Consider the following 25,507-nt stretch of genomic DNA (forward strand, 5'->3'; position numbering starts at 1 on the left):
AACAAGGCTTTTTGGCCCTAAAATAGCCTGTATGCCATGCTGTGGTAGGTACCGTCAAATTAACTTTGCGATTTAATAAGCTGTTTGGTTTTATTGATTATCAATAATAAACAAAGGTGACCTTACTTTTTTCAAGTCTAGTGTAAGATTATCTCAGAACTAATTCAATTGATACTTATTAAAAAGTATATTAATTATAACTATTGCTGTTATAAAATGCTGTTATAAAATTAATTTAATGGTGCCCTTATTAGAGTTTAACAAAGGGTCTTTCGATTTCTATAAAGCATTCAACGATACAATCTTCTTAAAATAAAAAATTTAATATGAAATTAAATATTATCACATCTCTTTTACTGATTACCCCATCTTTTGCAATGGAAAAGACGGATATTCCTGCTGTAGATTATGGAAAATCCTACCTCGCGGACCACCTCACGACAGTATCATCTCCCTTACCCACTCCGTACAACACCTTTCAGCCTAATCTGAGTTTCATTCAAAACCCGGAACGGTATTTTAGGCTCGATAAGACCTCTTCAATTCCGCTAATTCAGCAATATAAAGAGCAAGCAAAACAAATATACCACGCCCATAAACTCTATTTAAATGACCAAAAGACATTTTTGGAGCGTTTACGTCAAGAAGCAAGTGCCCAAAACAATACTAACCTGAAAAGCTTGCATCCTTGGTTTTATAAATTCGAAGATGCAGAAATTATTGACAGATTAAACTTCAATATAGATGGCTATAAACTTAAAAGTGAAACGATCGATAACTGGTTAAGCCATTTGAACAATCCCCACTATACCGTTGATGACTTTTTCGAAAACCTTATGGTCAACCGAACAATAAAATTAATGATACGAGAGGAGATGAAAAATGAGGACACTTGTCTCCTACCTGCTACGAAATTTAGTGAGCTGAGCAGCTTATCTAATTATGGCAGATTTCTTTCCTTAGAATCTATAATAAATTTCCGCATATTCGATGAACAGCTACATGCTCTCTTTCCCCACATTTCCCAAGATTGCTTTAATAAGGTCAACGCAATCAACCCGGAAGACTTGCCTATCAGAGAAGCCTGGCTTATCAAGCAAGATTATGCTCTTATGCAGTTTCTGGCAGGAAAAGTATCTGTTCCCTTTGATCCAGATACCACGTGGGAATTGAGACCTCGAGAAGAGAAGTCTATAAGCGCTTACAATTATTCAACTCGTAAACATGAAGATGTAATGATTCCGATTATTCCCAAAGAATATGCCAAACTTTTTAATGTTTTATATGCGTCTTTAGCCAAAGGACCTGATAAACAAGATGCTTCTTTTTTACCAGAAGAGGCTAAACGATTTCAACAAAATAGAAAGCAAGCCAATAAGAGATTAAAAGGTAGGCAAAACGCCAAGAATAAGGCTCGCGCCCAGACAGGCACGAGGCTAATTCCCACTAAAAATACACCAATGGCCTCACAGGTGGAGCAAGTTAATCTTCAACCTATATCCAATGCAGCCTCGACTGTACCAGGCTCGCCCAAGCCGTCTTCGCTTCATAAGGTTAAGTCCACGCCCTCTAAATCCTCAAAACCGACCATCCCGCAAGGCGGTTGGAGCCTCCGTGATCAGCAAAGAAATGTTGAAGCAAAATTAAAACCCCAACAGCCGATGAAAGCTACAACAAATGAGGTATTGCAGATAGAATTCCAGCCAAAACAACCCATTACTCTCAGTGCCAGCCAGTATGAAACGTTGCAAGAAATTTTGAATGAAAACGCGCCTGCCTATAGGATGACATTTAATCGAGTAAAAGACTTACTTGAAGCTGTTGGTATCAAAGTTGAAAGAACCGGCGGGTCTCATGCCCACATTCATACACCTGGACATAACATTAAGACACTTGTCGACATTCATTATGGCTGGACAGACAAATATGGGCCAGGAACAATGAAAAGTTTGCGCACTCTGATGCAAAATCTTAGCCTTAATAATTCGGATTTTGTTGGATGAAATAATTTTTAAAACTCAAAAACATTAGCCTATACTGAATAAAATTTTACCAACCCCTTTGTAAAACACGTAATTGACCAATTGGGGGTTCAACCACAACCCGACTATATTTCCTTGTGCCGCAGACAAGAACAGAAAGGAGCCAATATGATTTGACGTTTTAATAAGCTTTACAAAAGATGGCAGTAGGCCCCTCGATCGGCTTTGAGGAACGGGCTTCACCCCCTCTCAAGCGACTTCCATTCAGAGTGATGGTCGTTGGCCCTTATAAGCAATCATCGGCAAATTGTAAAAAGGCTTTTAAGCAAGCCATCAACAGTTGAAAACTGTTACCCAACAGGCTTATTGTGTTTAATATTTAAAATATAACCTTATTTTCAGTTGTATAGCCAGGAGTTTCCTCATTCTCCTTCTTATGAGCGGTTTGTATCCTTAAAACCAAGAGTCCTGGGGGTTCTCATGGTTTTTCTTATTGCTTGTTATCTCCTGGTAAGGGAATAGGCTATGTTGATTCCACTTCATTGGCCGTTTGCCATTCGAAACTCATTTCAAGGCATAAGGTTTTTAAGGGATGGGCTACTCTTGGTAAAACGGCCAAAGGCTGGTTTTATGGCTTTAAGCTTCACCTCATTACTGATGAAAAAGGAAATTTAATGCGGTGCAAATTGACTTCAGAAACTGTCGATAACCGAACTGTTTGGCTTAAGGATTGAAGGGACTTTTAGTTGGTGACAAAGGCTATCTGTCAAAAACTCTATTTCTACGCCTCTACAAAAGAGGTCTCACTGATCACCGGTGTCAAGAAAAACATGAAAAATATCCTCCTTACCTGGAATGAGAAAACCCTCCTACGGAAAAGATCGCTCATTGAAACAGTATTCGACTACCTTAAGAACAAGCTGATGTTGGAGCATGCAAGACACAGATCTCCCTTCAATATGTGTCTACATCTCCTCTCAACTCTCATTGTCTATCAACTCAAACCCTCAAAGCCTTCTATTTTCTTGCATTTCTAATTCATAACCCTTTAAGTATTTATTAACTCGCATACGTTAACCTTAAAGTATAAAATCGTTTTATATTGGCTAGAAGTATTGTGATAAATGAAGAATCACAAAAGTTTTATCGCAAACAATTACGTCGTCCCGTGCGACGATTTTTGAAGCGTATTTTTCCACTTATTATAGCAGCTTCTATTGTCTTTGCGATTATGCTGACTATGTTTTATTTCATACCCTTTACGCTTACTCAAACAGGAGGGAAAATAATGGTTATTGGTCACACAATTCTTGCGATTCTTTTAAGTGTTGCTGTCATCTGGGCCGGGCACTCTCTGGTGGCGCGGCGCCAAAGCAAGTTTCAACCAATTCGCATTCGGGTGCGACAAAACACGCCTCCTTTTGATAATCGTTAGGTGTATCAAGCTTAGGTAGAGGAATGTGAGCTTTCCAACTAAATACTCTACTTCCCTCTTTGCAAAGCAACCACACCTGGGAGTTTCTTACCTTCCAACCACTCAAGGAAAGCCCCTCCTGCTGTTGAAGTGTAGCTGAGATCTTTTTCCACATCAGCCTTTGCTAAGGCAGCCAGGGTATCGCCTCCACCGGCAACACTGATGAGCTTCTTTGCTTTAGTCAAAGCGGCAATATGGTGGGCGAGCCCAACAGAACCAAGATCAAATGGCTCGATTTCAAATACCCCTACTGGCCCGTTCCACACCAGCGTTTGGCATTGATCCATAAAGTGGTTGATTCGGCTGAGTGACTTCGGGCCAATATCAACAACCTTTTGAGTGGGCGCAATTTTATCGATGGAGACGGTTTTACTTTCCACATTTGGCGCAATCGTTGCTGTGACAACCACATCAATGGGCAGCACGATTTCACAATCATGAGTCTCAGCGTCCATTAAAATCTCCTGGGCGGTTGGGATATAATCGTCTTCACAAAGAGACTGGCCAACCTCAACGGCTTGCGCCGCGAGGAAAGTATTGGCCATCCCTCCGCCAATTACAAGGTAGTCAACACGGGGCAGTAAATTTTGCAAAAGTTCAATCTTTGTAGAGATTTTAGATCCACCCACAATCGCCATTACTGGCTTTTTGGGAGTTTTAAGTACGGATTGGAGTGCCGTCAATTCTTGTTCTAGCGCTCGTCCTGCATAGCTTGGGAGTTGCTCGCAAATAGCTGCAACAGAGGCATGCGCCCGGTGCGTACAGGAAAAGGCATCATTAATGTAAATTTGGCCAAGGCTACTCAGTTCTTTGGCAAAAGCGGCATCGTTTTTCTCTTCTCCTTCATGGAAGCGTAGATTTTCCAAAACGATAATGCTGGCTTGGGGCGCATCGGTGATAATACGTTTAACTTCGTCGCCGACGCAGTCAGGCGCGAATACAACCGGGCACTCAACAAATTGTTGGAGATGTTCAGCTATAGGTTTTAGAGTGTAAGCAAGATTAATTTTCCCTTTGGGTCGACCAAAATGAGAGAGGATGATAATTTTAGCCTGTTTTTGCAGAAGTTCATTTATTGTTGATAGAGATCTGATGATGCGCGTACTATCGATTACTTCACCGTTGGACATTGGTAGATTTAAATCAAGTCTTAATAAAACATTTTTATGGGTGACATTCACCTCATCTAGATTCTTTACCTCTAATTCAAGCGAAAACGAGGGTGAGACATTTTTAGGCGAAAATAGATTGGAGGAAATTGGGTGCGCAGAGCCTAAAGTTAAAAACGCCATTAGCTTCTTATTCAAATTTAAAGTATTTATAAAATAACAACATCACAAAACTACGCGGAAAACAACCCATGTCGCCTAAAAATTTTGGTACGATTTATACGCAGCTCAAAGAACCTCGAAGCAAATTGATGGGAATTTTGAACGCGACCCCTGATTCCTTTACTGGCGATGGCATTTTGAGCGGGGGAAAAGAGGGGGTGACAACTGCCCTTAAGGTTGTTGAAAGATTCATTGAACAGGGAGCTGATATTATTGACATTGGGGGGGAAAGTACTAGACCAGGGGCTATACCTGTTGATCAAGAAACAGAGATAAAGCGCATCGTTCCCATCATTCAAGCGATTCGCGCTCGTTTTTCCATTCCTTTGTCTATTGATACAACGAAATCAATGGTCGCTACAGCCGCGTTGGAAGTGGGGGCCTCCATCATCAATGATGTCAGTGGCTTAATGCTGGATCCTCAGATGGTGGATGTGATTGTTGAGTCTGGAGTACCTATTGTGATCATGCATAGCCAATTGGCCCGTGCCGTGAATCAATCAGACCATGGCCCATTGAATAATGATGAAAATGATATTGTTACAAATGTGGTCAGCGATCTAGAACGGCTAACTGTCTATGTGATTAGTCGAGGTGTCAAACCTCATCAAATTATCCTTGACCCCGGGATTGGTTTTGGAAAAACGCCTTTGCAGAATCTGCAATTGATTAAGAATTTAAGTCAATTAAAAGAGCTGGGATATCCCGTCTTGTTAGGGGCTTCGCGTAAATCATTTATTGGCCATCTAACTGGATTTCCTATAGGGCAGCGCTTACCGGCAAGCCTGGCAGCAGCAGCAGTTGCCGTCCTGCAGAAAACAGATATCATACGCGTCCACGATGTGGCAGAGACAAGGCAGGTTATTCAGTTGCTTGAAACTGCTTGAGATTAGCTAGGTTCTGTGCACCTAGTTTTTCCAAATCCATTTTTGCCATTTTTTGCCTAGCAAGTTTCCCCCATTTTCTTGAAAGAGGTAAACTACTCCATCGAAATTGGGCTTCATTTTCAGCTGAAAATGTCTCAGAATCATCTTTGAGTAAATTAGGGGCACAGAAAACCTGGGTTTTGCCCTGTCATATATACTGATCAGTATAGAGTACAAGGAAAGATCCTCATTATCGGCGGGAGAATCAAATGATCCAAGAAATCCCTTATAGTGAACCATCAATCGTATTTCGTGCTTTTGCGGCCCAGCCGGGGGCAATTTTGCTTGAAAGTGCGCAGCATCTGCCTGATTTTGGGCGTTATAGTTTCGTGATGGCTGATCCCTGGCAGGTATTAGAATCCAGGCAGGGTAAAACGTTTTTGGCGGATGAAGAGCACCCAATGCTCTTTTTTGATCTGCTCCAACAGCAGTTAGAATTTTATTCCCTGTCTCATAGAGAGTCCTTACCGCCATTTCAAGGAGGAGTGGCGGGATATTTGGGATATGAAACAGGACAGCTGCTGGAGACGTTGCCACAAGCCATCATAGATGAGCACGGAATGCCAGAAGCTTGGCTTGGCTTTTATGATGCTGTGATTGCGTTTGATCACAAATTGCAGCGGGCGTGGATTATCTCGAGCGGCTTACCTGAGCAAGAAGAATTGTCCCGCCAACAACGAGCAAAAGAACGGTTGCAATGGCTGCAAGGGATCTTACACAATGGGGAGACTACTCCCTTTCAAAAGACTTGGGGGCAGGTGGAGGTCCAATCTGATGTGTCGGAATCGGAGTACTGTACGGCTGTCCAGCGTGTTGTGGACTATATTTATGCCGGCGATATTTATCAGGCAAATTATTCTAGACGTCTGCGAGCAAAATTGCCAACAAAGGTGAGCGCCTATGATCTGTATGAACGCTTGACTCAAGTCAACCCGGCACCTTTTGCGGCTTTTTTAAATACAAAAGCAGGGATTATTGCTTCTGCTTCACCCGAGCGTTTCCTCAAGCTTGAGGGTCAACAGGTTCAAACAAAACCGATTAAAGGGACAAGGAGGAGATCATCTGATCTCTTAGAAGATCAACAAATTGCCAATGAATTATTAGCTTCAGAAAAAGATCGTGCGGAAAATATTATGATTGTTGATCTATTGCGCAATGATTTGTCACGGGTATGTGCACCCCACTCAGTTCAGGTGCCACAACTTTTAGAGCTTGAATCCTATGCCACTGTCCATCATTTGGTGACAACAGTGGTGGGGGAATTAGAGCCGCTCCATGGGCCGATAGATCTATTGAAAACAACCTTTCCGGGGGGATCAATCACCGGTGCGCCAAAAATACGTTCTATGGAAATTATTACTGAATTGGAGGGTCAAGCCAGAGGTCCTTTTTATGGGTCGATTGGTTATATTGGTTTTTCTGGGATGATGGATACCAACATTGTAATTCGTACCTTTGTGATCCAGGAGGATCAGGTAACGTTTCAAGTTGGCGGTGGTATTGTTGCTGATTCTGATCCACAAGGAGAGTATGATGAGTCAACAACCAAAGCTTTGGGGATGATGCGGGCTTTGGGGGCTGATTGCCTTTAAAACCCCAAATGGCGGAGTTGAGGCCCTTGAATCGCATTTTAGCTTAGGATTTTCTATGATTTTAATGATCGATAACTATGATTCGTTTGTGTTTAACCTCGTGCGTTATGGACGGGAGCTGGGCGCTGAGATGTGGGTACGGCGCAATGATGAAGTGACTGTGGCAGAGATTGAAGTGATGAATCCCAGCCATATTATGATCTCCCCTGGCCCTTGTAGTCCCAAAGAGGCAGGAATATCGCCCATGGTGATCGAAAAATTCGCTGGCCGGATTCCCCTTTTTGGAGTTTGTCTGGGACACCAAGCTATTGGTCATGTTTTTGGCGGGGAGGTGGTGCGGGCCCAAAAACCCATTCATGGTAAAGTAATGCCCATTCACCATCAAGCAGCAGGCCTCTTTCAAGGACTGCCATCCCCAATGCAGGTGACGCGTTATCATTCATTGGTTGTGGCGCGCGAATCACTCCCGCAAGATCTTCTTATCACCGCTGAATCAGCGACGGGCGAGATTATGGCCCTGACCCATCGCACACTCCCCATTGTGGGGGTCCAGTTTCACCCCGAAGCGGTTTTAAGTGAATATGGACATGCGTTGATGCGTAATTTTTTGGAAGGAAATTACCGGTGATCGTTGCTATCAATGGATCTCTCGTTTCGTTGAATGAGGCTAGTGTGCCAATCAATGATCGTGGTTTGTTGTTGGGCGATGGCGTGTTTGAAACGATTTATTATGATGGACAGCAGGGAGACTCTATTTTTGATGAATTAGGAGTATACAACCTCGACTGTTTTTCCACCCATTGGCAGCGACTGCAACAAGGTTTATCTTTATTTCAAATCCCTCTCCAATTGTCAGAAAGGACTGTTCAACAGCAAATTTTGGCAGTGTTGGCAGCCAATGACCTGAGCACCCAAACTGCTGCAGTTCGCTTAACAGTTACGCGTGGGTTAGGGGAACGAGGGCTTAATATTCAAGCGCAGCAACATCCTACTTGGCTCATTCAAACCACGCCTTATACACGCCCCGCTTTCCCGGTGACTCTTGCTTTTTCCAAACATAGTCATCCTGGAAGAAGCTCCTTATCTTTAGTAAAACATTTGGGTTATCAACTAAACATTTTGGGGCGATTAGAAGCGCAAGCTAAGGGAGTTGATGATGTCCTATTCATAAATTCTGCTGGTCACGTGGTGGGAGCAACGGCGGCGAATCTCTTTGCTGTCATCAAAGGGGTGGTCGTGACTTCTCCCTTAAGCTCAGGGTGTCTTCCGGGCGTGAAACGTGGTCAAGTGATTCAACGTCTGAAAAACCACAATGTGACAGTTAATGTGCGGCCTTTATGGCCGCAAGAAGTTTTGCAAGCAGATGCCCTCTTTCTTACCAACTCATTGATTGGCGTTCAATCGATCAGCCGAATAGAGGGGCAGGACTTATCAATATAACAGGTATAAAGCTTAACCAAAGCGGTCTTGCTCTCGGCACTTTTTTACAATTTCCTCATATTACTCATCATGTTTTGATTCTGCCATAGTATTGTCAGCTTGAGCTTCTTCTACCAAAAATTCATGTTCTGCTTGTGCCCAATGAGTCATCTCTGACTTATTAATAATTTATTTTTTGCGTCTACCAATCAAATATTTCTCAAGATCATTGGGGACAAAATGAAAGCCACCATCTTCTTCAAGTACAAGAAGTTTTAACATTGGGCATTGGGTAGGTCGTCTGCTCCATTCTTTATAGGGTTCCCAATCCTTCGGGTGAATTTTCCTGAGAATGGCAGAAAAAGGTAAAGAAATAGTGAAAAGGCATATAGTAACTATGCTATAAAATGCGCAGCTTTGGAAGAGATGCACTCTATCTACGTAGCCTCAAGATAGGATTTCTATTTTTGCTTCTAAGTCCACAGAACCTAAAGACTAAAATTTAATCAGAAATTCCTGAAAGAGAATTATTCTTTCTGTCAATTCTGATTAAAAAAAGCCTAATAGTAACTTGATATAACTTAGCCTTTTCAAGTTCCTGAGATACATATGGCTATAAAATCTATACTATTCTCCAGCTTCAGAGAGTTTGGCAGCTTGATCTTCAGCAACAAGGACGTCGATAATTTCGTCCAGGCATTCGCCTTCCATGATCAACTGAATTTTATATAAGGTGACATTGACACGGTGATCAGTCACGCGACCTTGCGGGAAGTTATAAGTGCGGATGCGCTCTGACCGATCGCCACTCCCCACTTGGTTTTTCCGGTTAGCAGCCCGTTCAGCATCTTGACGTTGCCGTTCTGCTTCATAAATCCGGGCACGTAAAATCTTCATCGCCTTGGCTTTGTTCTTGTGCTGGGAACGTTCGTCCTGTTGAGTGACCACAACACCTGTGGGAATGTGAGTGATACGCACAGCGCTATCGGTGGTGTTCACGTGTTGCCCACCAGCACCAGAGGCGCGGTATACGTCGATCTGGAGATCTTTTTCGTCAATATGAACGTCGACCTCTTCGGCTTCGGGCAGCACAGCCACCGTAGCAGCAGAGGTGTGGATACGGCCGCTGGCTTCTGTTTCTGGAACGCGTTGAACGCGGTGAACACCTGATTCAAACTTAAGACGGGAAAAGACTCCCTTTCCAGAAATAGAAATGCTGGCTTCTTTTAAGGCGCCAAGCCCACTTTCATTACTATTGAGAATTTCAAATTTCCAGCCTTTATTGATAGCATACCGCTGATACATGCGAAGGAGGTTTGAGGCAAATAACCCAGCTTCTTCACCCCCTGTGCCCGCGCGAACTTCTAAAATAGCGTTTCTTTCATCGTCAGCATCTTTAGGGATCAATAGCACTTTAATAGCGTGCTCTTGAGCGGGAAGCTTTGCTTCTAATTCAGGGAGCTCCAATGCGGCCAATTCACGCATTTCGACATCGGTACTAGTGTCAACTAATAATGTTTTTAAATCTTTGATTTCATTTTCTAACTTCAACAAATCTGTAATGGCTTCAGCTACAGGAGTGATGTCTGAATATTCCTTAGAGGATTTGGCAAACTCAGCAGGATCAGAGACATCTCCCGTACTTAAGAGATCCCGTAATTCTTCGTGACGTTTTAAAATTTTTTCAAGTTTTGTCGCTAAAGACACGTGACTTATCCTACTTTAATTCTGGTGTTGGGAAAGTGAAGCGTTAAGTACTCAGCTAGACCAGAAAGTTTCACAAGTTCTTGGCTGCCACTTTCCATATTTTTAACAATTACTTGACCGGTTTGCAACTCTTCTTCACCTATGATGATGGCGGCAACAGCAGTTACTTTATTTGCCCGTTTCATGCGTTTACCCATATTGCCGTTATAGAGAAAATCGACCACAAAACCTAGGTTACGCAGCTGCACCCCGGTGGTAAAGGCCACGTTTTCTGTCTCACCCAGGGGGATGAGGGCAACGGGCTTTACCTGGTTTTCTGGCGCTTGCAACATCAATGCCAGACGATCAGCGCCAAGGGCCCAGCCCACCCCTGCTGTTTCCGGACCTCCCATTTGTTGCACAAGACCATCGTAACGCCCACCGGCAAGAACAGTTCCTTGCGCCCCCAAATCTGTGGTGACAAACTCAAAAGCAGTGTGGGTATAATAATCCAGGCCGCGCACCAGGTGGCGGTTGATTTTGTAAGGGATATTTAAGGCCTCAAGACCCCGGCATACTTGCTCAAAGAACCTCACAGAGTCGTCATTGAGGTAATCTTCAAAGCGAGGGGCCTCCTTCACAATTTCCTGGTCTTTGGCATCTTTTGAATCGAGTATACGCAACGGATTGCGACTCAAGCGAGATTGGCTATCTTCTGAAAGCTGATTCTTCAAGGGTGTGAAATAATCAACCAATGCTTGACGAAAAGCCTGACGCGATGGAATGTCGCCAATAGTATTGATCTGAACTTCAATGCGGTTTTCAAGCCCTAAGGATTTGATGATTTCATACCCTAAAGCGATAGTTTCTGCATCCACTAAAGGATGATTGATCCCAAAACATTCAACTCCCATCTGGTGAAATTGGCGATAGCGGCCTTGTTGAGGGCGTTCATAACGGAACATTGGCCCAAAATATGAGAGTTTCAAGGGCATGTTTTGAGTCATGCCGTTGGAAATCACGGCGCGGACTACACCTGCTGTTCCTTCTGGCCGTAAAGTGACTTCTTCACCGCCACGATCGGTGAAGGTATACATTTCTTTTCCCACTACGTCGGATGTTTCTCCCAGAGGGCGTTTGAAAACGGCGGTGGACTCAAAAATCGGTGTGGTGATCGGCTCATAGCCATAACAAGTGGCTAAGTTTTGGGCGATTGTTAGCACCTGCTCTATTTTACGATAGTCTTCACCAAATAAATCTTTAGTGCCCCGGGCTGGCTGTAGTTTTTGCGACATTTTAAGCTACCTCAGTGACCTTTTCATCAATCAATTTGATTGTTTCTGGAATCCCATAAAGCTCAATGAATGATCCCATACGTGGCCCCTCGGTTTGACCAAGTAAGACTTCATACAAAGCCGCAAACCAAGCTCGAAGCTCAACAAAGTTATGATTTTTTCCAACTTGATAAACGATCGCCTGAATTTCTTCTGCTTTTGCGGTTGCCGAGAGGGCCGCCAACTGGGTTTTAAGGTCAACAAGGGCTTGGCGCTCTAATTCAGTAGGCATGCGATACTGCTTTTTTGGTTTGACATAATCGCGGTAATAGGCAATGGCATAGGTGATTAATTTGTTCAAAAACGGTGTTGCCTCAGGACTTGCCTCAGGTTGATAACGGGTGACAAACCCCCAGAGAACAGACGCATCATCCGCATTACAAACAGACGCCAAATTCAATAAAATTCCAAAGTTTAAACCCGACTCTGCTGTTAGAGACATCCCGCCATGAACATGCCAGAAGGGGTTGTCAACTTGGTCTTCTTTTGGTTGGTTGGCAAACTTTGACCCAAAGGTTAAATAGTCATCCACAGCGCGGGGAATCACGTCGAAGTAGAGACGCTTTGCCTTTCTGGGTGATTGGTACATATAATAAGCAAGACTTTCCTCTGGTGCATAGGTCAACCATTCATCAATAGTCAGGCCATTACCTTTAGACTTAGAGATCTTTTGGCCTAATTCATCCAAAAACAACTCGTAAGTAAGATTTTCAGGTGCTCTTCCCCCAATAATCCGACAGATCTGGCTAGAGAGTTTAACAGAATCAATGAGGTCTTTACCCGACATTTCGTAGTCGACATCAAAGGCCCGCCAACGCATCCCCCAATCGGCCTTCCACTGGAGTTTACAATGGCCACCGGTGATCGGTACTTCAATGAGTTTACCAGTTCCTTCTTCGCGATAAGTGATAGTTGCAGCATCAATGTCGCGACTGACGATGGGCACCTGCAAAACCATGCCGGTTGTCTCGCAGATCGGCAAGAAAGGACTGTAGGTTTGGCGTCTTTCTTCGCGCAAAGATGGGAGCATCACTGCCAAAATTTCATCATAATGAACAAGGACGAGTTTTAAGAATTCATCAAAGCGACCGCTTTTGTAGCATTCTGTTGAGCTTTGAAATTCGTACTCAAATCCAAAAGAATCGAGAAAACGTTTGAGCATTGCATTATTGTGATGACCAAAGCTTTCGTATTTTTCAAAAGGGTCAGGAACTTGGGTAAGGGGCTTGCCTAAGTGTTGACGCAACATTTCCTGATTGGGGACATTGTCAGGCACTTTGCGCAAGCCATCCATATCGTCGGAAAAGGTGAAGAGACGGGTCGGAATGTCCGACAATGTTTGAAAAGCGTGGCGTACCATAGTGGTACGAACAACTTCACCAAAAGTGCCAATGTGGGGCAGGCCAGATGGCCCATAACCTGTTTCCAATAAGACAAATCCTTTAGAGGGTGTCTTGTGATCAATGCGGTTCAATATCCGTTTGGCTTCCTCAAATGGCCAAGATTTTGCATTTTGCGCGGCAAGGCGCCAGTCATGTGCCAATGAAGAAGCAGAATCGGACATTTTTTAACTCTTTCATATTGTTCGTGTAGAAATCAAAACCTATCAAGGAAGTGCAAAAAAATCAACAAATCTATCGCGTTCGTGGTGAGGCTTGTCAACAAAAATTAACAGAAGTCCGTTTTGGCGTGCCTCCTCAATTTTGTTGATAGAATTTAGAAGGCCACCGCAATCACGCAAGCTGGGTTTTTATTGCTAAGATTATATTCGCCACTACTTACGCAAGCACCAACAGACACGCCATCGCCCTCTAATACCTGCAAAGTCCCTGCAGCCGGCTTAGTTTCTCCAGCTCGAGATTTCAGAATCATTGCCTGATGGGGAGTGAGGAGGGGGGCTAATGTGCCCGGTGTTTTGGACAGGATCAAGAAATTGCCGCGTAATTGGGCTGTTGGATTGGTTATGGCGCTAATGGTACCACCAATTCTGGCCGTGGGGGTTTGCTCGGAATCGATCAAATTTGCCAAGTATAAATGCTGCCAGACGAGGGGTTGTTCGGCCTTGGTGATAAAACCTTTTCCATCTCCATTGGTAGTTGTACTGCCAAATCGTCTTGTAGCGTTCGCATCATTACCAGGTAATTGGCCAAATTGGTCATAGTAGGCCATGATTGCTAGACGGTAGCGATTAAAATCACTCACACAAGATTGTAACCTGGCGGTATCTAATAAATCTTGCCCCTTAAAGACACCAGCCATAATAATCCCGACAATGATCATCACAAAAGAGAGTTCAATGAGGGAAAATCCCGGGACTTTTGTGGTGAAGAGTTTTTTTTGCTTGCACAATTTTTTTATAATTTTAAAGTACACTCTCAAAGGCTTCCTAATTAAGCATGACAATGGTTCGTTTATATCTCGATACACAATTAGATACGGGAAAAGAGATTTCCTTGCAAGAACATCAAGTACATTATTTACGGAATGTGTTGCGATGTAGAGTGGGTGATCAACTGCACCTCTTCAATGCACATAGTGGTGAATGGTTGGCAAAACTCGAAGGGCTTACCAAGTCACAAGGATCTGTTGTTGTGTTGGAACAGATAAGACCAGTGACTGCTGAACCTGATGTTGATTTATTGTTCGCTCCCTTAAAGCAGGAAGCAACGCACTATATGATAGAAAAAGCAACAGAGCTGGGTGTTGCGCGACTTTTGCCTGTGACTACAGAGTTTGTCCAAGTTCACAAGATAAATCTGGAAAAACTCAATCGGTATGGCGTTGATGCCGCCCAGCAATGCGAACGTCTATCGGTCCCAGAAGTTTTACCGTTGCGGCCGTTACAAGGCGTTTTGCAAGCGTGGAATAGCAACAAACTGCTGATTGTTTGCTTAGAACGCCAAGATTCAGTGCCGCTTGTGCAATTATTGCAAGGGTTGGATCGGTCCCAGCAGCTAGCCTTTTTGATTGGTCCAGAAGGGGGCTTAAGTGGTAAGGATATAAAAACATTAACGGCGTATCCTTTTGTACGCTTTTGTAAGATGGGGCCACGAATTTTGCGGGCAGAAACAGCAGCAGCGGCAGCACTTGCTTGTTACCAATCTTTAAGAGGGGATTGGCAGTAGGACAAAAATCTGCCATTTATAATACTATCAATGTTACAACTAAAACAGCAACAAACCAGGAGAGAAAATATGACTCATCAATTACCCCCGTTGCCTTACGAAATGAATGCATTAGAGCCCCATATCACGGCTAATACGTTGTCTTTTCACTATGGTAAACATCATCAAGCTTACGTAACAAATCTCAATAATTTATTGAAAGATCATCCTCTTACTGCGGCACCTTTAGAAGAAGTGATCATGAAATCTGCCGGTAAATCCGATATGATGGGAATTTTTAACAATGCGGCGCAAGTGTGGAATCACACTTTTTATTGGCATTGCATGAAATCTAATGGCGGTGGTATGCCAAGCGATTCTTTTAAAGCGAAATTAGAAGCCACTTTTGGTTCTTTTGAAAAATTCTGTGAAGAATTTAAGCAAGCAGCTGTGACTCAATTTGGAAGTGGCTGGGCTTGGTTGGTTGCGGATAAAGAGGGTAGCTTGAAAATTTTGAAAACAGGTAATGCGGATTTACCCATGGCCCATGGAGTAACTGCATTATTAACTTGTGATGTCTGGGAACACGCCTATTATCTAGATTTCCAAAACCGTCGCCCAGACTATGTTGATACATTCTTAAAGCATTTGATCAATTGGGATTTTGTTGAATCGCAATTACCTCAATAAGCAATATCTTGTTAAAACCTCCTTCTTGAGGAGGTTTTAATCTTTTATCCATTAAGGCGCTTGACTCTGCTTAATTCCGCAACTAAATCTAATGTAAAGTTTGTTAAAAAATTTACCAAAAATTTACAAAGAGGAAGTATCATGAGCAAAATTTACCGAGTCCTTGGTGCTCTCGTTCTCACCACAACAGCAGCATTATCCAGTCCTTATGGGGGCGTCTTTGTTGGGGCTGGTTTGGGCGTTGGTGCCCTACGGAGTGAAACCAAATATGTTGATAATACTACATTAGCGTCTGGCAAGTCGACAGCGACCAAATTTGGTTTATACTATCAAGGCCATCTAGGATATCTCCATGAAGTTGGTGATTCTAAAACGATGATTGGTGGCGATGTGTATGTTAATGGTTCTTCTGCCAATAAAGTGGAGAATATTGGGGCAAATGGGCAGTTAGTAGCAGGAACCTTACAGCAAAAAAGGTCGGTGGGTTATGGTGTCGCGTTGATTGCAGGTAAATTAGTAAACCCTAAGGTAATGATTTATGCTCGTTTAGGATATGAAATGAGCCGTTATAAGATGAATCTAAAACTTGCCGGTCAACAGCAAAAAACGTTCAATAAAGATTACGCTAGCGTGGTCCCAGGTGTCGGTTTGAACTATAAAGTTGCCCATAACGTTTTGGTAGGGGTTGGTTATGACTATGCTGGCTTTGCGAGTAAGAAGACGGTGTATACTGACGCGGCTCAAAATATTCAGGTTAATCCAGCTGAGCATCGCGTGATGGCCAAAGTTTCTTTTGTCTTTAATCCGTTCGGTTAAGATTATAAAGGGGAGACCGTTTAAATCTCCCTTCCTCTTTATCCCATTTTTTTTCGATAGATCATATAACTGGCATGCCGTCCAGCTTGAACACCTTTGAGTTCATATTTTGTAGGTTCCGGCCAATCTGTTGGTCGATCAGTAAGGCTTTTTCTATCTCCCATTTCGAGGCTGAATTCAGGACGTGTTGCGAGTGTTTCTTGCATCCATTCGGCGTAATTTAAAATGTCCGTGGCCAGATAAAGCGTCCCCCCCGTTTTGAGAATACGTGAGAGATCACCAATGGTTTCATCACTGACAATGCGGCGTTTATGATGTCGTTTTTTGTGCCATGGATCTGGGAACAAAATATAAATACGATTCACACATGCAGTGGGTAAGCCCTTTAAAAGAAGACGGGCGTCGTCAACCACAATTCGGACATTTTCAATGGATTTTGTATCGATGTGTTTGAGGAGTGACGCAACGCCGTTTATAAATGGTTCACAGCCCACAAAACCAACCTCTGGTGACTCAAGGGCGCGAGCCGCTAAATGCTCACCACCACCAAAGCCAATTTCAAGGTGATAGTCTGCCTTTGGTGTAGAAAATAAAGTTAGCGGATCAATGGTGACGCCGGGTTCAATTTTAACTTCTAATTGAGGTAAAAGCTGGGTGCTCAGGTTTTTCTGATAGTCTTTTAAGGGGCGGCTTTGGCGGCGACCCCAAATTTTTCGGTATTCTTGATGCATGTCTGATGATAAATTTAATTATTTTTTCTATTTTTACTCTAAAAGGGATTGTATTTGCCACTCTTTTTAGGCGATAAATAATCATTCAACTTCTACATCTTGTACTGAGCTTCGGAGTGTGCTACTCAATCAGTTAAAGATTTAGTTAAATTTTACGTAGAGAGCGATGGACTCAACCAATCTCGATGGTCAATTAGCATCACTACCTGGCAGATATGCCCGAACCTTATTTGAGTTGGGGACTGCAGAGAAAAAACTCGCCAAGATTCAGGAAGATTTGAATCATTTTAATGAAATTCTAGAAACAGTTACGCATTTTAAGGCTTTACTGCTGAACCCAGTGGTGTCCCTTGAAGAGCAAGAAGCAGTGTTGCGGGAAATTGCGACCCAAAACAAATATGACTCTTTATTTTTAAAATTCTTGTGCTTGCTCAACGAGAATCGACGTTTAAATTTGTTTGGCAGCATTCGAAATATCTTCTGTGAGCTGGTGCGTAATCTTGAGAATATCAAGGAAGTTGAGGTTGTTTCGGCAACGAATCTCACGAAGGAACAGCAACAAAAACTGCAGCGATTATTGGCTACACAGACCAAGAGTCAATTGAATTTTAGTTATCGATTGGATTCACAAGTTTTGGGAGGATTCCTCGTCAAAATTGGATGTCACGTCATCGATCTTACCGCCAGTAATCAAATTAATATGTTAGTCACTGAGATGAAGAGGAATGCCTAATGGAAGTACAGGCCGCAGAAATTTCAGCTATTTTAAAGCAAAAAATCTCTGACTTTGACGCGAAAGTTGAAGTCGCTGAATCAGGACGTGTCCTTTCTGTAGGAGACGGAATTGCCCGCGTTTATGGACTCGACAATGTTGAAGCAGGCGAACTTGTGCAGTTCTCTTGTGGTTTGTATGGGATGACTCTTAACCTTGAAATTGACAACGTGGGTGTTGTGATTTTTGGTGATGACAAGAGTATTCGTGAAGGCGACCAAGTGCAACGGACCAAAAGGATCGTTGACGTGCCGATTGGGAAAGAACTTTTAGGTCGTGTAGTCGATGCTCTGGGAAACCCGATCGATGGTAAGGGCGAAATTAAGACGAAAAACCGCGCAGTTGTCGATGTGAAAGCGCCAGGAATTGTGACGCGTAAATCTGTTCACGAACCCATGCTGACGGGGCTTAAGGCGATTGACACTTTGGTGCCGATCGGTCGTGGTCAACGCGAATTGATCATTGGTGATCGTCAAACGGGGAAAACCGCGATTGCGATTGACGCCATCATCAACCAAAAGCATATCAACCAAGGAAGTGATGAATCCCAAAAGCTTTATTGTATTTACGTAGCTATTGGGCAAAAACGTTCTTCTGTTGCACGGATTGTGAAGATATTACAGGATGCAGGGGCGCTTGATTATACGATTGTGGTTGCTGCTACCGCTTCTGATCCAGCACCCATGCAATATTTGGCGCCTTATGTCGGTTGTACGATGGGTGAATATTTCCGCGATAATGGGATGCATGCGCTGATTGTTTATGATGACTTGTCAAAACATGCCCAAGCTTATCGCCAAATGTCCTTGTTGCTCCGTCGTCCCCCAGGACGTGAAGCCTATCCTGGTGACGTTTTTTATCTGCATTCACGTCTATTGGAACGGGCGGCAAAGTTGGATGATAAGTACGGCGCCGGCTCTTTGACAGCGCTGCCGATCATTGAAACTCAAGCAGGTGACGTTTCTGCCTATATTCCAACCAACGTGATTTCGATCACCGATGGTCAGATCTTCCTAGAAACAGAATTGTTCTATAAAGGGATTCGCCCAGCAATCAACGTTGGTTTGTCCGTAAGCCGTGTGGGATCAGCCGCCCAAACCAAGGCAATGAAACAGGTTGCCGGTAAAATCAAATTGGAATTGGCGCAGTATCGCGAAATGGCCTCTTTTGCCCAGTTTGCTTCCGACCTGGATGTCTCAACACAAAAGTTGTTAGCAAGAGGCGCCCGCCTCACCGAATTGCTCAAGCAACCCCAATATTCGCCTTTAAGTATGGCGGAAGAAGTCGTCTCTATTTTTGCCGGTGTTAGGGGCTATCTTGACCTAATTGATGTAAAAAACATTGGACAGTTTACGGATGATTACTTGCGTTTGTTGCGCGTTGAAAAAACAGAACTTCTCGAGGCGATTGACAAATCAGGGAAACTGACTGAGGAGCAAGAAAAGGAACTAGAACTATTCTTAACTGAGTTATGCCAAACTTACGGCGCATAAAATAAGGAGAGAAAAGTCATGGCAGGATTAAAAGATCTGAGGCTTCGGATCAAAAGCATTAAATCAACGCAAAAGATCACCTCAGCCATGAAAATGGTAGCCGCTGCTAAGTTACGTAAAGCTCAAGACCGGGTACAAAAGGCGCGTCCTTACGTGACAAGCTTAAAAGAAGCGCTTAATAAAGCCCTGCAAATATGGCCAGATTTTGGAATACCGCCAGCCATTTTTGTGGGGCGCCCTGACGTACCGACAGAATTGATTTTGGTGGTAACATCCGATCGTGGCCTTTGCGGTGGTTTCAATGTGAATATTGTGCGGGAAGTAAAAAATCTCATTCGTGATTATGACCACGCCGGTATCCCCGTTAAGCTTTATTGTATTGGTCGTAAGGGTTATGAGCTGCTCAAGCGTGATTATAGTAAAAAGATTTTAGGTGTTGAGTCAGAGCTGGGGAAAACAGGGGTTCAATTTGCTCAAGCCTTGACCCTTGCCACCAAGGTGCAGCATCTTCTGGAAGAGGGTGTGGTTGGTAAGGTGCGTGCTGTTTATAGTGTATTTAAATCAGCTTTAAACCAACAAATTACCCAAGCGGGATTAATCCCTTTTGAAACTCACCCAATTGTTGAGACAACAATAACTGAGTATGAACCGGGACATCTAGAGGCAGTCTTAGCTTTGTTACCTCAAAACTTGGCAAGCCACATTTATGAGATTTTGCTGGAGACAAGTGCCAGTGAATATGGGGCACGGATGACGGCGATGGATAATGCCACAAGAAATGCGCGCGATGTAATTCAACGGTTAGAGCTAACTTATAACCGGACACGCCAGTCAGTGATTACCAAAGAGTTGATCGAAATTATTTCAGGTGCGGAAGCACTATAAAACTGTGGAGAGGGAAAAAAGATGCCACCCAGAAAGTTAAAAAGCATTGACGGCGGAAAAAATATTGGCAAAATCACACAAATCATCGGTGCTGTGATTGACGTTCATTTTCCCGCTCAATTGCCACAAATTCTTAATGCGCTTGAAATTAAGCGTCCGGGATCAACGTCTCTAATTTTAGAGGTCGCCCAACATCTTGGCGAACATACAATTCGCGCCATTGCCATGGATATCACGGAGGGTTTGGTGCGCGGGCAAGAAGTTTATGATTTAGGTAAGCCGATTACGATTCCCGTCGGGCCAGAAACTTTAGGTCGCATCATGAATGTAATTGGTGAGCCCGTGGACGAACGTGGTCCCCTTAATACCGAACATCACTACCCCATCCACCGAGATGCACCGCCGTTTATTGATCAGTCAACGGATACGGAAGTTTTGGTGACAGGGATTAAGGTGATTGACTTGCTCACACCATATCCACGCGGCGGTAAGATTGGCCTCTTTGGTGGCGCAGGTGTCGGTAAAACCGTTTTGATTATGGAGTTGATTAATAACGTGGCAAAAGCCCACGGAGGTTATTCAGTTTTTGCTGGGGTGGGAGAGCGTACCCGTGAAGGAAACGACCTTTATCGCGAAATGATTGAATCGGGGGTTATTGATCTTGAAGGTGATAAATCTAAAGCAGCTCTTGTGTATGGACAGATGAATGAACCACCAGGGGCCCGTGCTCGCGTTGCGCTTACTGGTCTGACGGTCGCCGAATACTTCCGAGACACTGAAGGTAAAGACGTCTTGTTCTTCGTTGATAACATCTTCCGTTTCACCCAAGCTGGATCCGAAGTTTCCGCACTTTTAGGACGAATTCCTTCTGCTGTGGGTTATCAGCCAACTTTGGCAACAGAAATGGGGGCTTTGCAGGAACGGATTACCACCACAACACGGGGTTCTATCACGAGTGTTCAAGCAGTTTATGTTCCAGCCGACGACTTGACTGACCCGGCACCAGCTGCTTCATTTGCTCACCTTGATGCGACAACGGTTTTGAGTCGCCAGATTGCCGAACTTGGAATTTATCCCGCTGTGGATCCACTTGACTCTACCTCCCGTATTCTGGAACCGACAACTGTTGGAGAAGAGCACTACCAGGTGGCTCGCGATATCCAACGTGTTTTGCAAACCTATAAATCCTTGCAAGACATTATTGCGATTTTAGGAATGGATGAACTTTCTGAAGAAGATAAATTGGTTGTGGCGCGCGCTCGTAAGATCCAGCGCTTCCTCTCGCAGCCATTCCACGTCGCCGAAGTCTTTACTGGAACGCCAGGAGTGTTTGTCCCTTTGAAAGACACCATTGCAGGCTTTAAAGGTATTGTGAATGGTGATTACGACCATATCCCAGAAATGGCATTCTATATGGTGGGCTCCATTGACCAAGCGCTTGAAAAAGCGCAAAAGCTACTCGCTGAAGCGGCGTAAAATCGTTCAAGAGACATCCTTCGAAAATGAGCCCCCCTTATGGGGGCTTTTTTATTCTTGGTAAGGAGATAGTCATCCCTGAAGTAAGACACTCAAATTCTATAATCCTCTTAACGGGGGAAGATTGCAGACAAATTCTGCTAGCTTCTTTCTGGAAAGGCGTTTTTGTAGAATTACTTTACCTTTTTCATTTATTCCATGCAGTTGGAAAACATTCTTTGCTAAATCAATTCCTAATACGCCCATTTTATTCATAGATGGATCTTTCTTCTAAAAGGTGTTTATTGGTTCAATATTAAACAACCAGATTTTCTAGGATCGGCCCATCTCATTAACTTAACTAAGTGAAGGCCAAGTAAAGCCTGAAAATAAAGGCTTTCTTTCAGATTTTAGGCCCAATGATTTTATCTTGGACCCATTGCCTTAATAGGGCATGATGCGGTTTCAACGAGGGGACAGTTCGGGTAACCGACTGGTCTACTCTCTTCTAATATTGCCTATATTTGTCTTTAGTCCTTTGTTTATAAGGAGTTAAGTTGTAAGGTTGTTTTTAAATCAGTCTTAATTCAAATTGAGTAATAATAGGCTTTACTTAAATATCTACCTTAAAGTTATTTATAACTTTATTATTAGATTTCCCCTTTATCAAACAGTTACACAGAACTAATATGGGCCACCATTAATTTTTTACTTACAAATTCAACCCGAGAAAGATAAACACCCTACAAAATTTTATACTTAAGTATCATACTTAAGCTTATTCTGCGGATAAGAAAGCATGAAGCTATCCACTATTGTTACCTCGTCATTAGACTAAAACAGAGGTAAATATAATCATGAAAATCCAAAAAGTTTTCTTTAAAAAAATAAAATTGATTTCTATGGCAATTGTTTTTAATGGTCTTGCCATTTATTCTCCCTCTTATGCAATGCAAATTGGGTTTGAATATGATAATCTTTTAGATCCGCAACATAAAAATATCCTTAATCAGGCTGCTGCCAGATTAAGTAATGTTATTTTAACAACTTACAATAAACCAAGTGATCAAAAATTTGATTTGGTTGTGCGTGTTTCTTTAAGAGATTTAGACGGGGAAGGCAACACCCTTGCTGAAGCAGGACCAACTAAATGGTTTCAGTCCTCGACTAACGGGCCATTTTATCCTTACCGAGGTGAAATGACAATTGATAGTGCAGATTTGAAAGATCCTGGTCTCTACAATATCGTAACTCATGAGATTGTGCATGCTCTTGGTTTTGGTATATTTTGGGAAGATAGTAATCTAGTTAAATTTTATGGACAACATAATCCGTGCTTCATAGGAAAGAATGCCATACAGGCTTATAGTAATTTAAGTGGAAAGATACAACAAGCTGTCCCCCTTGAAAATAAAGGTGGTCCTGGAACAATGGGTGCTCATTGGCGTGAAATCATATTTGATAATGAGCTCATGACGGGTATTTACAATACGGATCAACCTAATCCTTTAAGCATACTTACGCTGGCTGCATTGCAGGATATGGGATATGAGGTTGACTATAGTAGGGCTGAATCTTATTCCCTCCCACATTCTTCTTCTTTCGGACAGTCCCATTTACGTAAAAATACTAACAATAGGAAGCGGTATCACAATTGTAGAGGCCATTCAGCACCTTCATGCGGTTGCCATTTTATGTAGACTACTCGAAACAATATATTAATCCGCTAATTAAATGTTATAATTTTTGAAAATGATAAGTACATGTATTGTTTCAAGAATTCATTATTTCTTCATGAGCTTTACATATAACAATTTGTCACCGGATTAATATTTAAGTTTTTAGGGCTGTGATGGTATGACCTGCTCGTTTAATCATTTCTTGCATGGTGGGATTTTTATGGAAAGTCGCATTATCCATAACAATCACACTTCCTGGGGAGTTAGCTACCTTTTCCTTTTTCCCAGACAAGTTCTAAGCGATCTAAACGTATAACACACAGCAAAGGAAGTGTAATATAAAAAGCTATATTACACTTCCTTCATATTTTGAACCAAACGGCGCTTCTTGACATGCCCAGAGCGAGTCTTGCTGCATAGGCATTTTCATCTAACAGTATAAATCCGTCAAAAATTCTTTTGTGCAACACAGCCGCGCATCAATAGCCCCGAAAGGAAGCTGACATTATTCGGCGCTCCATCATCACTTTGCAAGGTAGCCTCTGTATACCATCTCACAGTTTCTTGATCATTCTTTTTTAACACCTAAACCATTCTGGTGCATGCGTTCCAAGTTAGCTTGCGCCTCAGCATTGCCTTTCTCGGCGGCCTTAGTATACCACTTCACAGCTTCTTGATCGCTCTTCTCTACGCCAAACCCAAATTCATACATCTCACCTAAGTTATTCCCAGCCGCAGCAATACCTTTCTCGGCGGCCTTAGTATACCACTTCACAGCTTCTTGATTGCTCTTCTCTAAGCCAAGACCATATTGATACATGACCCCCAAGGAATTTTGAGCCGCAGCAATACCTTTCTCGGCGGCCTTAGTATACCACTTCACAGCTTCTTGATTGCTCTTCTCTACGCCCAAACCATTCCTATACATGTCTCCCAACTTAGCCTGCGCCACAGCATTATCTTGCAAGGCAGCCATAGTATACCACTTCCCAGCTTCTTGATCGCTCTTCTCTACTCCCCAACCATTACTATACATATCTCCCAAGGAATTCTGAGCCGCAGCATTATCTTGTAAGGCAGCCTTAGTATACCACTTCACAGCTTCTTGATCATCCTTCTTTACGCCCCAACCATTCCTATGCATCCGTCCCAAGGAATTCTGAGCCGCAGCATTGTTTTGCAAGGCAGCCTTAGTATACCACTTCACAGCTTCTTGATCATCCTTCTCTACGCCCAAGCCTTGCTGATATATCCGTCCCATGTTATTCTGAGCTCCAGCATCACCTTTTTCGGCGGCTTTGGTATACCATTTCAGAGATTCTTCATTATTCTTCTCTACGCCCAAGCCTTGCTTGTACATCCGCCCCAAGTTACTCTGAGCTCCAGTATCACCTTGTTCGGCAGCTCTGGTATACCATCTCATAGATTCTTCATTATTCTTCTCTATGATCAAACCAATCCGGTAGAGCTCTCCTAAGTTCTTTTGCTCCACCACAACACCTTTCTCGGCGGCTTTTATTGACCAATATATTGCTTCAATTAATGTCTGTGGTGAAATCTGACTATATATAATTTCAGGAGGCTGACCAACTTTACTAAGTTTTAAGGTTTGCAAAGATGGACAATCCGTTGCTATTTCTTCAACGTTTTGCTTTTTCCTAATGTTAGTTGGGTTATTGTCTATTTCTGTGAGTTTTTCCATGGCATTGCTTATAGACACATAGGTAGTTGTCGTACAGCAAATAAACAGTAAATTCCTTAGCATATTTTTCATAAGCAATAATCCTTTGTATGCAGTATTTTTAATCTACAAATTTAACATTTAAATTAAATCCTAATTAAAATAGCTTTCACTTTTCGTTATAACAAACGTAATTTACGCCAATTATTTAACTCGCTTAGCGGCAACCTGGGAGGCTTGCCCCCATGATGAATGATATGGCTCCCCTAAACCGGAGAATTTATTTGAGATAGAATCCAAGAAAGGAAGTCCCAAAAGATGTCAACTAAGAAATTAAACGACACTATCAATTTAACTAAGTGAAGGACAAATAGAGGTGCCGTCTTTAGTCAGAGAGCATACAGACAGCAGCAAAGCCGAAGCCATACGGCACAGTACAGATAAAAAAGAAAAGGGG

Annotated in this window: 22 protein-coding genes and 1 pseudogene; 15 read left to right on the forward strand and 8 right to left on the reverse strand. The window is 43.0% G+C overall.

All coding sequences use genetic code 11. The features are described 5' to 3' along the window. Positions 1-326 precede the first annotated feature (326 nt). From IG80_RS0103955 to IG80_RS0103965, 3 genes and pseudogenes are all read left to right on the forward strand, one after another. Positions 327-2,003, forward strand: a complete 1,677-nt coding sequence (locus IG80_RS0103955) for a type II toxin-antitoxin system HicA family toxin (protein ID WP_032112659.1) — start codon at positions 327-329, stop codon at positions 2,001-2,003. Between the two features lie 521 nt (positions 2,004-2,524). Continuing rightward, positions 2,525-2,920: pseudogene (locus IG80_RS16160) on the forward strand (transposase); the annotation flags it as partial. A gap of 164 nt (positions 2,921-3,084) precedes the next feature. After that, the gene (locus IG80_RS0103965) at positions 3,085-3,417 is read left to right on the forward strand and encodes a hypothetical protein (RefSeq protein ID WP_198027167.1); all 333 of its coding nucleotides are present in this window, start codon (positions 3,085-3,087) and stop codon (positions 3,415-3,417) included. A 47-nt stretch (positions 3,418-3,464) separates the two neighbouring features. On the opposite strand, the gene IG80_RS0103970 is transcribed toward IG80_RS0103965, so the two are convergent. Next, a complete protein-coding gene (locus tag IG80_RS0103970; protein WP_084756130.1) occupies positions 3,465-4,748 on the reverse strand; it encodes a phosphoglycerate kinase in 1,284 nt (427 codons plus the stop codon). 68 nt (positions 4,749-4,816) lie between these two features. On the opposite strand from IG80_RS0103970, the gene folP reads away from it, so the two are divergent. From folP to IG80_RS0103995, 4 genes are all read left to right on the forward strand, one after another. Next, a complete protein-coding gene (gene folP, locus IG80_RS0103975) occupies positions 4,817-5,674 on the forward strand; it encodes a dihydropteroate synthase (RefSeq protein ID WP_052045992.1) in 858 nt (285 codons plus the stop codon). Positions 5,675-5,922: 248 nt separating this feature from the next. Then, positions 5,923-7,305, forward strand: a complete 1,383-nt coding sequence (gene pabB, locus IG80_RS0103985; RefSeq protein ID WP_032112662.1) for an aminodeoxychorismate synthase component I — start codon at positions 5,923-5,925, stop codon at positions 7,303-7,305. Positions 7,306-7,360: 55 nt separating this feature from the next. Next, on the forward strand, positions 7,361-7,933 hold the full coding sequence (locus IG80_RS0103990) for an anthranilate synthase component II (RefSeq protein WP_032112663.1): 573 nt from the start codon (positions 7,361-7,363) through the stop codon (positions 7,931-7,933). Further along, positions 7,930-8,745, forward strand: a complete 816-nt coding sequence (locus tag IG80_RS0103995; RefSeq protein WP_032112664.1) for an aminotransferase class IV — start codon at positions 7,930-7,932, stop codon at positions 8,743-8,745. Before IG80_RS0103990 ends, IG80_RS0103995 begins: the two co-directional genes overlap by 4 nt. A gap of 606 nt (positions 8,746-9,351) precedes the next feature. Here the strand turns inward: IG80_RS0103995 and prfA are convergent. From prfA to IG80_RS13110, 4 genes are all read right to left on the reverse strand, one after another. After that, positions 9,352-10,431, reverse strand: coding sequence for a peptide chain release factor 1 (gene prfA, locus IG80_RS0104000; RefSeq protein ID WP_052045994.1), 1,080 nt, complete (start codon positions 10,429-10,431; stop codon positions 9,352-9,354). A gap of 5 nt (positions 10,432-10,436) precedes the next feature. Beyond that, positions 10,437-11,705: a histidine--tRNA ligase gene (gene hisS, locus IG80_RS0104005; protein ID WP_032112666.1), complete on the reverse strand. Its 1,269-nt coding sequence runs from the start codon at positions 11,703-11,705 to the stop codon at positions 10,437-10,439. A 1-nt stretch (position 11,706) separates the two neighbouring features. Further along, entirely contained in the window at positions 11,707-13,308 is a 1,602-nt protein-coding gene (locus IG80_RS0104010; protein WP_052045996.1) for a lysine--tRNA ligase, read from the reverse strand. A gap of 152 nt (positions 13,309-13,460) precedes the next feature. After that, complete coding sequence (locus IG80_RS13110) at positions 13,461-14,093, reverse strand: type II secretion system protein (protein WP_198027168.1); 633 nt, start codon at positions 14,091-14,093, stop codon at positions 13,461-13,463. Positions 14,094-14,140: 47 nt separating this feature from the next. On the opposite strand from IG80_RS13110, the gene IG80_RS0104020 reads away from it, so the two are divergent. From IG80_RS0104020 to IG80_RS0104030, 3 genes are all read left to right on the forward strand, one after another. After that, the gene (locus IG80_RS0104020) at positions 14,141-14,869 is read left to right on the forward strand and encodes a 16S rRNA (uracil(1498)-N(3))-methyltransferase (protein ID WP_052045999.1); all 729 of its coding nucleotides are present in this window, start codon (positions 14,141-14,143) and stop codon (positions 14,867-14,869) included. A 69-nt stretch (positions 14,870-14,938) separates the two neighbouring features. Continuing rightward, positions 14,939-15,538: a superoxide dismutase gene (locus IG80_RS0104025; RefSeq protein ID WP_032112667.1), complete on the forward strand. Its 600-nt coding sequence runs from the start codon at positions 14,939-14,941 to the stop codon at positions 15,536-15,538. 141 nt (positions 15,539-15,679) lie between these two features. Further along, positions 15,680-16,354, forward strand: a complete 675-nt coding sequence (locus IG80_RS0104030; RefSeq protein WP_032112668.1) for an outer membrane protein — start codon at positions 15,680-15,682, stop codon at positions 16,352-16,354. 38 nt (positions 16,355-16,392) lie between these two features. Here the strand turns inward: IG80_RS0104030 and trmB are convergent, their stop codons facing one another. Then, positions 16,393-17,085, reverse strand: a complete 693-nt coding sequence (trmB, locus tag IG80_RS0104035) for a tRNA (guanosine(46)-N7)-methyltransferase TrmB (RefSeq protein WP_032112669.1) — start codon at positions 17,083-17,085, stop codon at positions 16,393-16,395. Positions 17,086-17,251: 166 nt separating this feature from the next. On the opposite strand from trmB, the gene atpH reads away from it, so the two are divergent. The 4 genes from atpH to atpD are packed head-to-tail and all read left to right on the forward strand — an operon-like array spanning position 17,252 to position 21,711. Further along, positions 17,252-17,818 carry an ATP synthase F1 subunit delta gene (gene atpH, locus IG80_RS0104040; protein WP_032112670.1) on the forward strand — a complete coding sequence of 189 codons (567 nt, stop codon included), beginning with the start codon at positions 17,252-17,254 and terminating at the stop codon, positions 17,816-17,818. Then, on the forward strand, positions 17,818-19,350 hold the full coding sequence (gene atpA / locus IG80_RS0104045) for a F0F1 ATP synthase subunit alpha (RefSeq protein WP_032112671.1): 1,533 nt from the start codon (positions 17,818-17,820) through the stop codon (positions 19,348-19,350). Before atpH ends, atpA begins: the two co-directional genes overlap by 1 nt. Positions 19,351-19,368: 18 nt before the next feature. Next, complete coding sequence (gene atpG, locus IG80_RS0104050) at positions 19,369-20,235, forward strand: ATP synthase F1 subunit gamma (RefSeq protein ID WP_032112672.1); 867 nt, start codon at positions 19,369-19,371, stop codon at positions 20,233-20,235. Positions 20,236-20,256: 21 nt separating this feature from the next. After that, positions 20,257-21,711, forward strand: a complete 1,455-nt coding sequence (atpD, locus tag IG80_RS0104055; RefSeq protein ID WP_052046001.1) for a F0F1 ATP synthase subunit beta — start codon at positions 20,257-20,259, stop codon at positions 21,709-21,711. Between the two features lie 99 nt (positions 21,712-21,810). Here atpD and IG80_RS14965 read toward each other — a convergent pair whose 3' ends face one another. Further along, on the reverse strand, positions 21,811-21,966 hold the full coding sequence (locus IG80_RS14965) for a hypothetical protein (protein ID WP_156962025.1): 156 nt from the start codon (positions 21,964-21,966) through the stop codon (positions 21,811-21,813). A gap of 581 nt (positions 21,967-22,547) precedes the next feature. Here IG80_RS14965 and IG80_RS13115 point away from each other — a divergent pair. Beyond that, positions 22,548-23,390, forward strand: coding sequence for a leishmanolysin-related zinc metalloendopeptidase (locus IG80_RS13115; protein WP_052046002.1), 843 nt, complete (start codon positions 22,548-22,550; stop codon positions 23,388-23,390). Between the two features lie 547 nt (positions 23,391-23,937). Here the strand turns inward: IG80_RS13115 and IG80_RS0104065 are convergent. Further along, the gene (locus IG80_RS0104065) at positions 23,938-25,143 is read right to left on the reverse strand and encodes an SEL1-like repeat protein (protein WP_084756133.1); all 1,206 of its coding nucleotides are present in this window, start codon (positions 25,141-25,143) and stop codon (positions 23,938-23,940) included. Positions 25,144-25,507 lie beyond the last annotated feature (364 nt).

It is taken from the genome of Candidatus Paracaedibacter symbiosus (genome assembly GCF_000757605.1).
GTDB classification, from domain to species: Bacteria; Pseudomonadota; Alphaproteobacteria; order Paracaedibacterales; family Paracaedibacteraceae; genus Paracaedibacter_A; species Paracaedibacter_A symbiosus.

Excerpts from the sequence above, each read along its gene's own strand:
- hisS (WP_032112666.1), bottom strand. The coding sequence starts at position 11,705 with ATGTCGCAAAAACTACAGCCAGCCCGGGGCACTAAAGATTTATTTGGT.
- folP (WP_052045992.1), top strand. The coding sequence starts at position 4,817 with ATGTCGCCTAAAAATTTTGGTACGATTTATACGCAGCTCAAAGAACCT.
- IG80_RS0103955 (WP_032112659.1), top strand. The coding sequence starts at position 327 with ATGAAATTAAATATTATCACATCTCTTTTACTGATTACCCCATCTTTT.
- atpG (WP_032112672.1), top strand. The coding sequence starts at position 19,369 with ATGGCAGGATTAAAAGATCTGAGGCTTCGGATCAAAAGCATTAAATCA.
- trmB (WP_032112669.1), bottom strand. The coding sequence starts at position 17,085 with ATGCATCAAGAATACCGAAAAATTTGGGGTCGCCGCCAAAGCCGCCCC.
- atpD (WP_052046001.1), top strand. The coding sequence starts at position 20,257 with ATGCCACCCAGAAAGTTAAAAAGCATTGACGGCGGAAAAAATATTGGC.
- IG80_RS0104025 (WP_032112667.1), top strand. The coding sequence starts at position 14,939 with ATGACTCATCAATTACCCCCGTTGCCTTACGAAATGAATGCATTAGAG.
- IG80_RS13115 (WP_052046002.1), top strand. The coding sequence starts at position 22,548 with ATGAAAATCCAAAAAGTTTTCTTTAAAAAAATAAAATTGATTTCTATG.
- IG80_RS0104030 (WP_032112668.1), top strand. The coding sequence starts at position 15,680 with ATGAGCAAAATTTACCGAGTCCTTGGTGCTCTCGTTCTCACCACAACA.
- IG80_RS0103970 (WP_084756130.1), bottom strand. The coding sequence starts at position 4,748 with ATGGCGTTTTTAACTTTAGGCTCTGCGCACCCAATTTCCTCCAATCTA.
- IG80_RS0104020 (WP_052045999.1), top strand. The coding sequence starts at position 14,141 with ATGACAATGGTTCGTTTATATCTCGATACACAATTAGATACGGGAAAA.
- atpA (WP_032112671.1), top strand. The coding sequence starts at position 17,818 with ATGGAAGTACAGGCCGCAGAAATTTCAGCTATTTTAAAGCAAAAAATC.
- IG80_RS0104065 (WP_084756133.1), bottom strand. The coding sequence starts at position 25,143 with ATGAAAAATATGCTAAGGAATTTACTGTTTATTTGCTGTACGACAACT.
- pabB (WP_032112662.1), top strand. The coding sequence starts at position 5,923 with ATGATCCAAGAAATCCCTTATAGTGAACCATCAATCGTATTTCGTGCT.
- IG80_RS0104010 (WP_052045996.1), bottom strand. The coding sequence starts at position 13,308 with ATGTCCGATTCTGCTTCTTCATTGGCACATGACTGGCGCCTTGCCGCG.
- IG80_RS14965 (WP_156962025.1), bottom strand. The coding sequence starts at position 21,966 with ATGAATAAAATGGGCGTATTAGGAATTGATTTAGCAAAGAATGTTTTC.
- atpH (WP_032112670.1), top strand. The coding sequence starts at position 17,252 with ATGGACTCAACCAATCTCGATGGTCAATTAGCATCACTACCTGGCAGA.
- IG80_RS0103990 (WP_032112663.1), top strand. The coding sequence starts at position 7,361 with ATGATTTTAATGATCGATAACTATGATTCGTTTGTGTTTAACCTCGTG.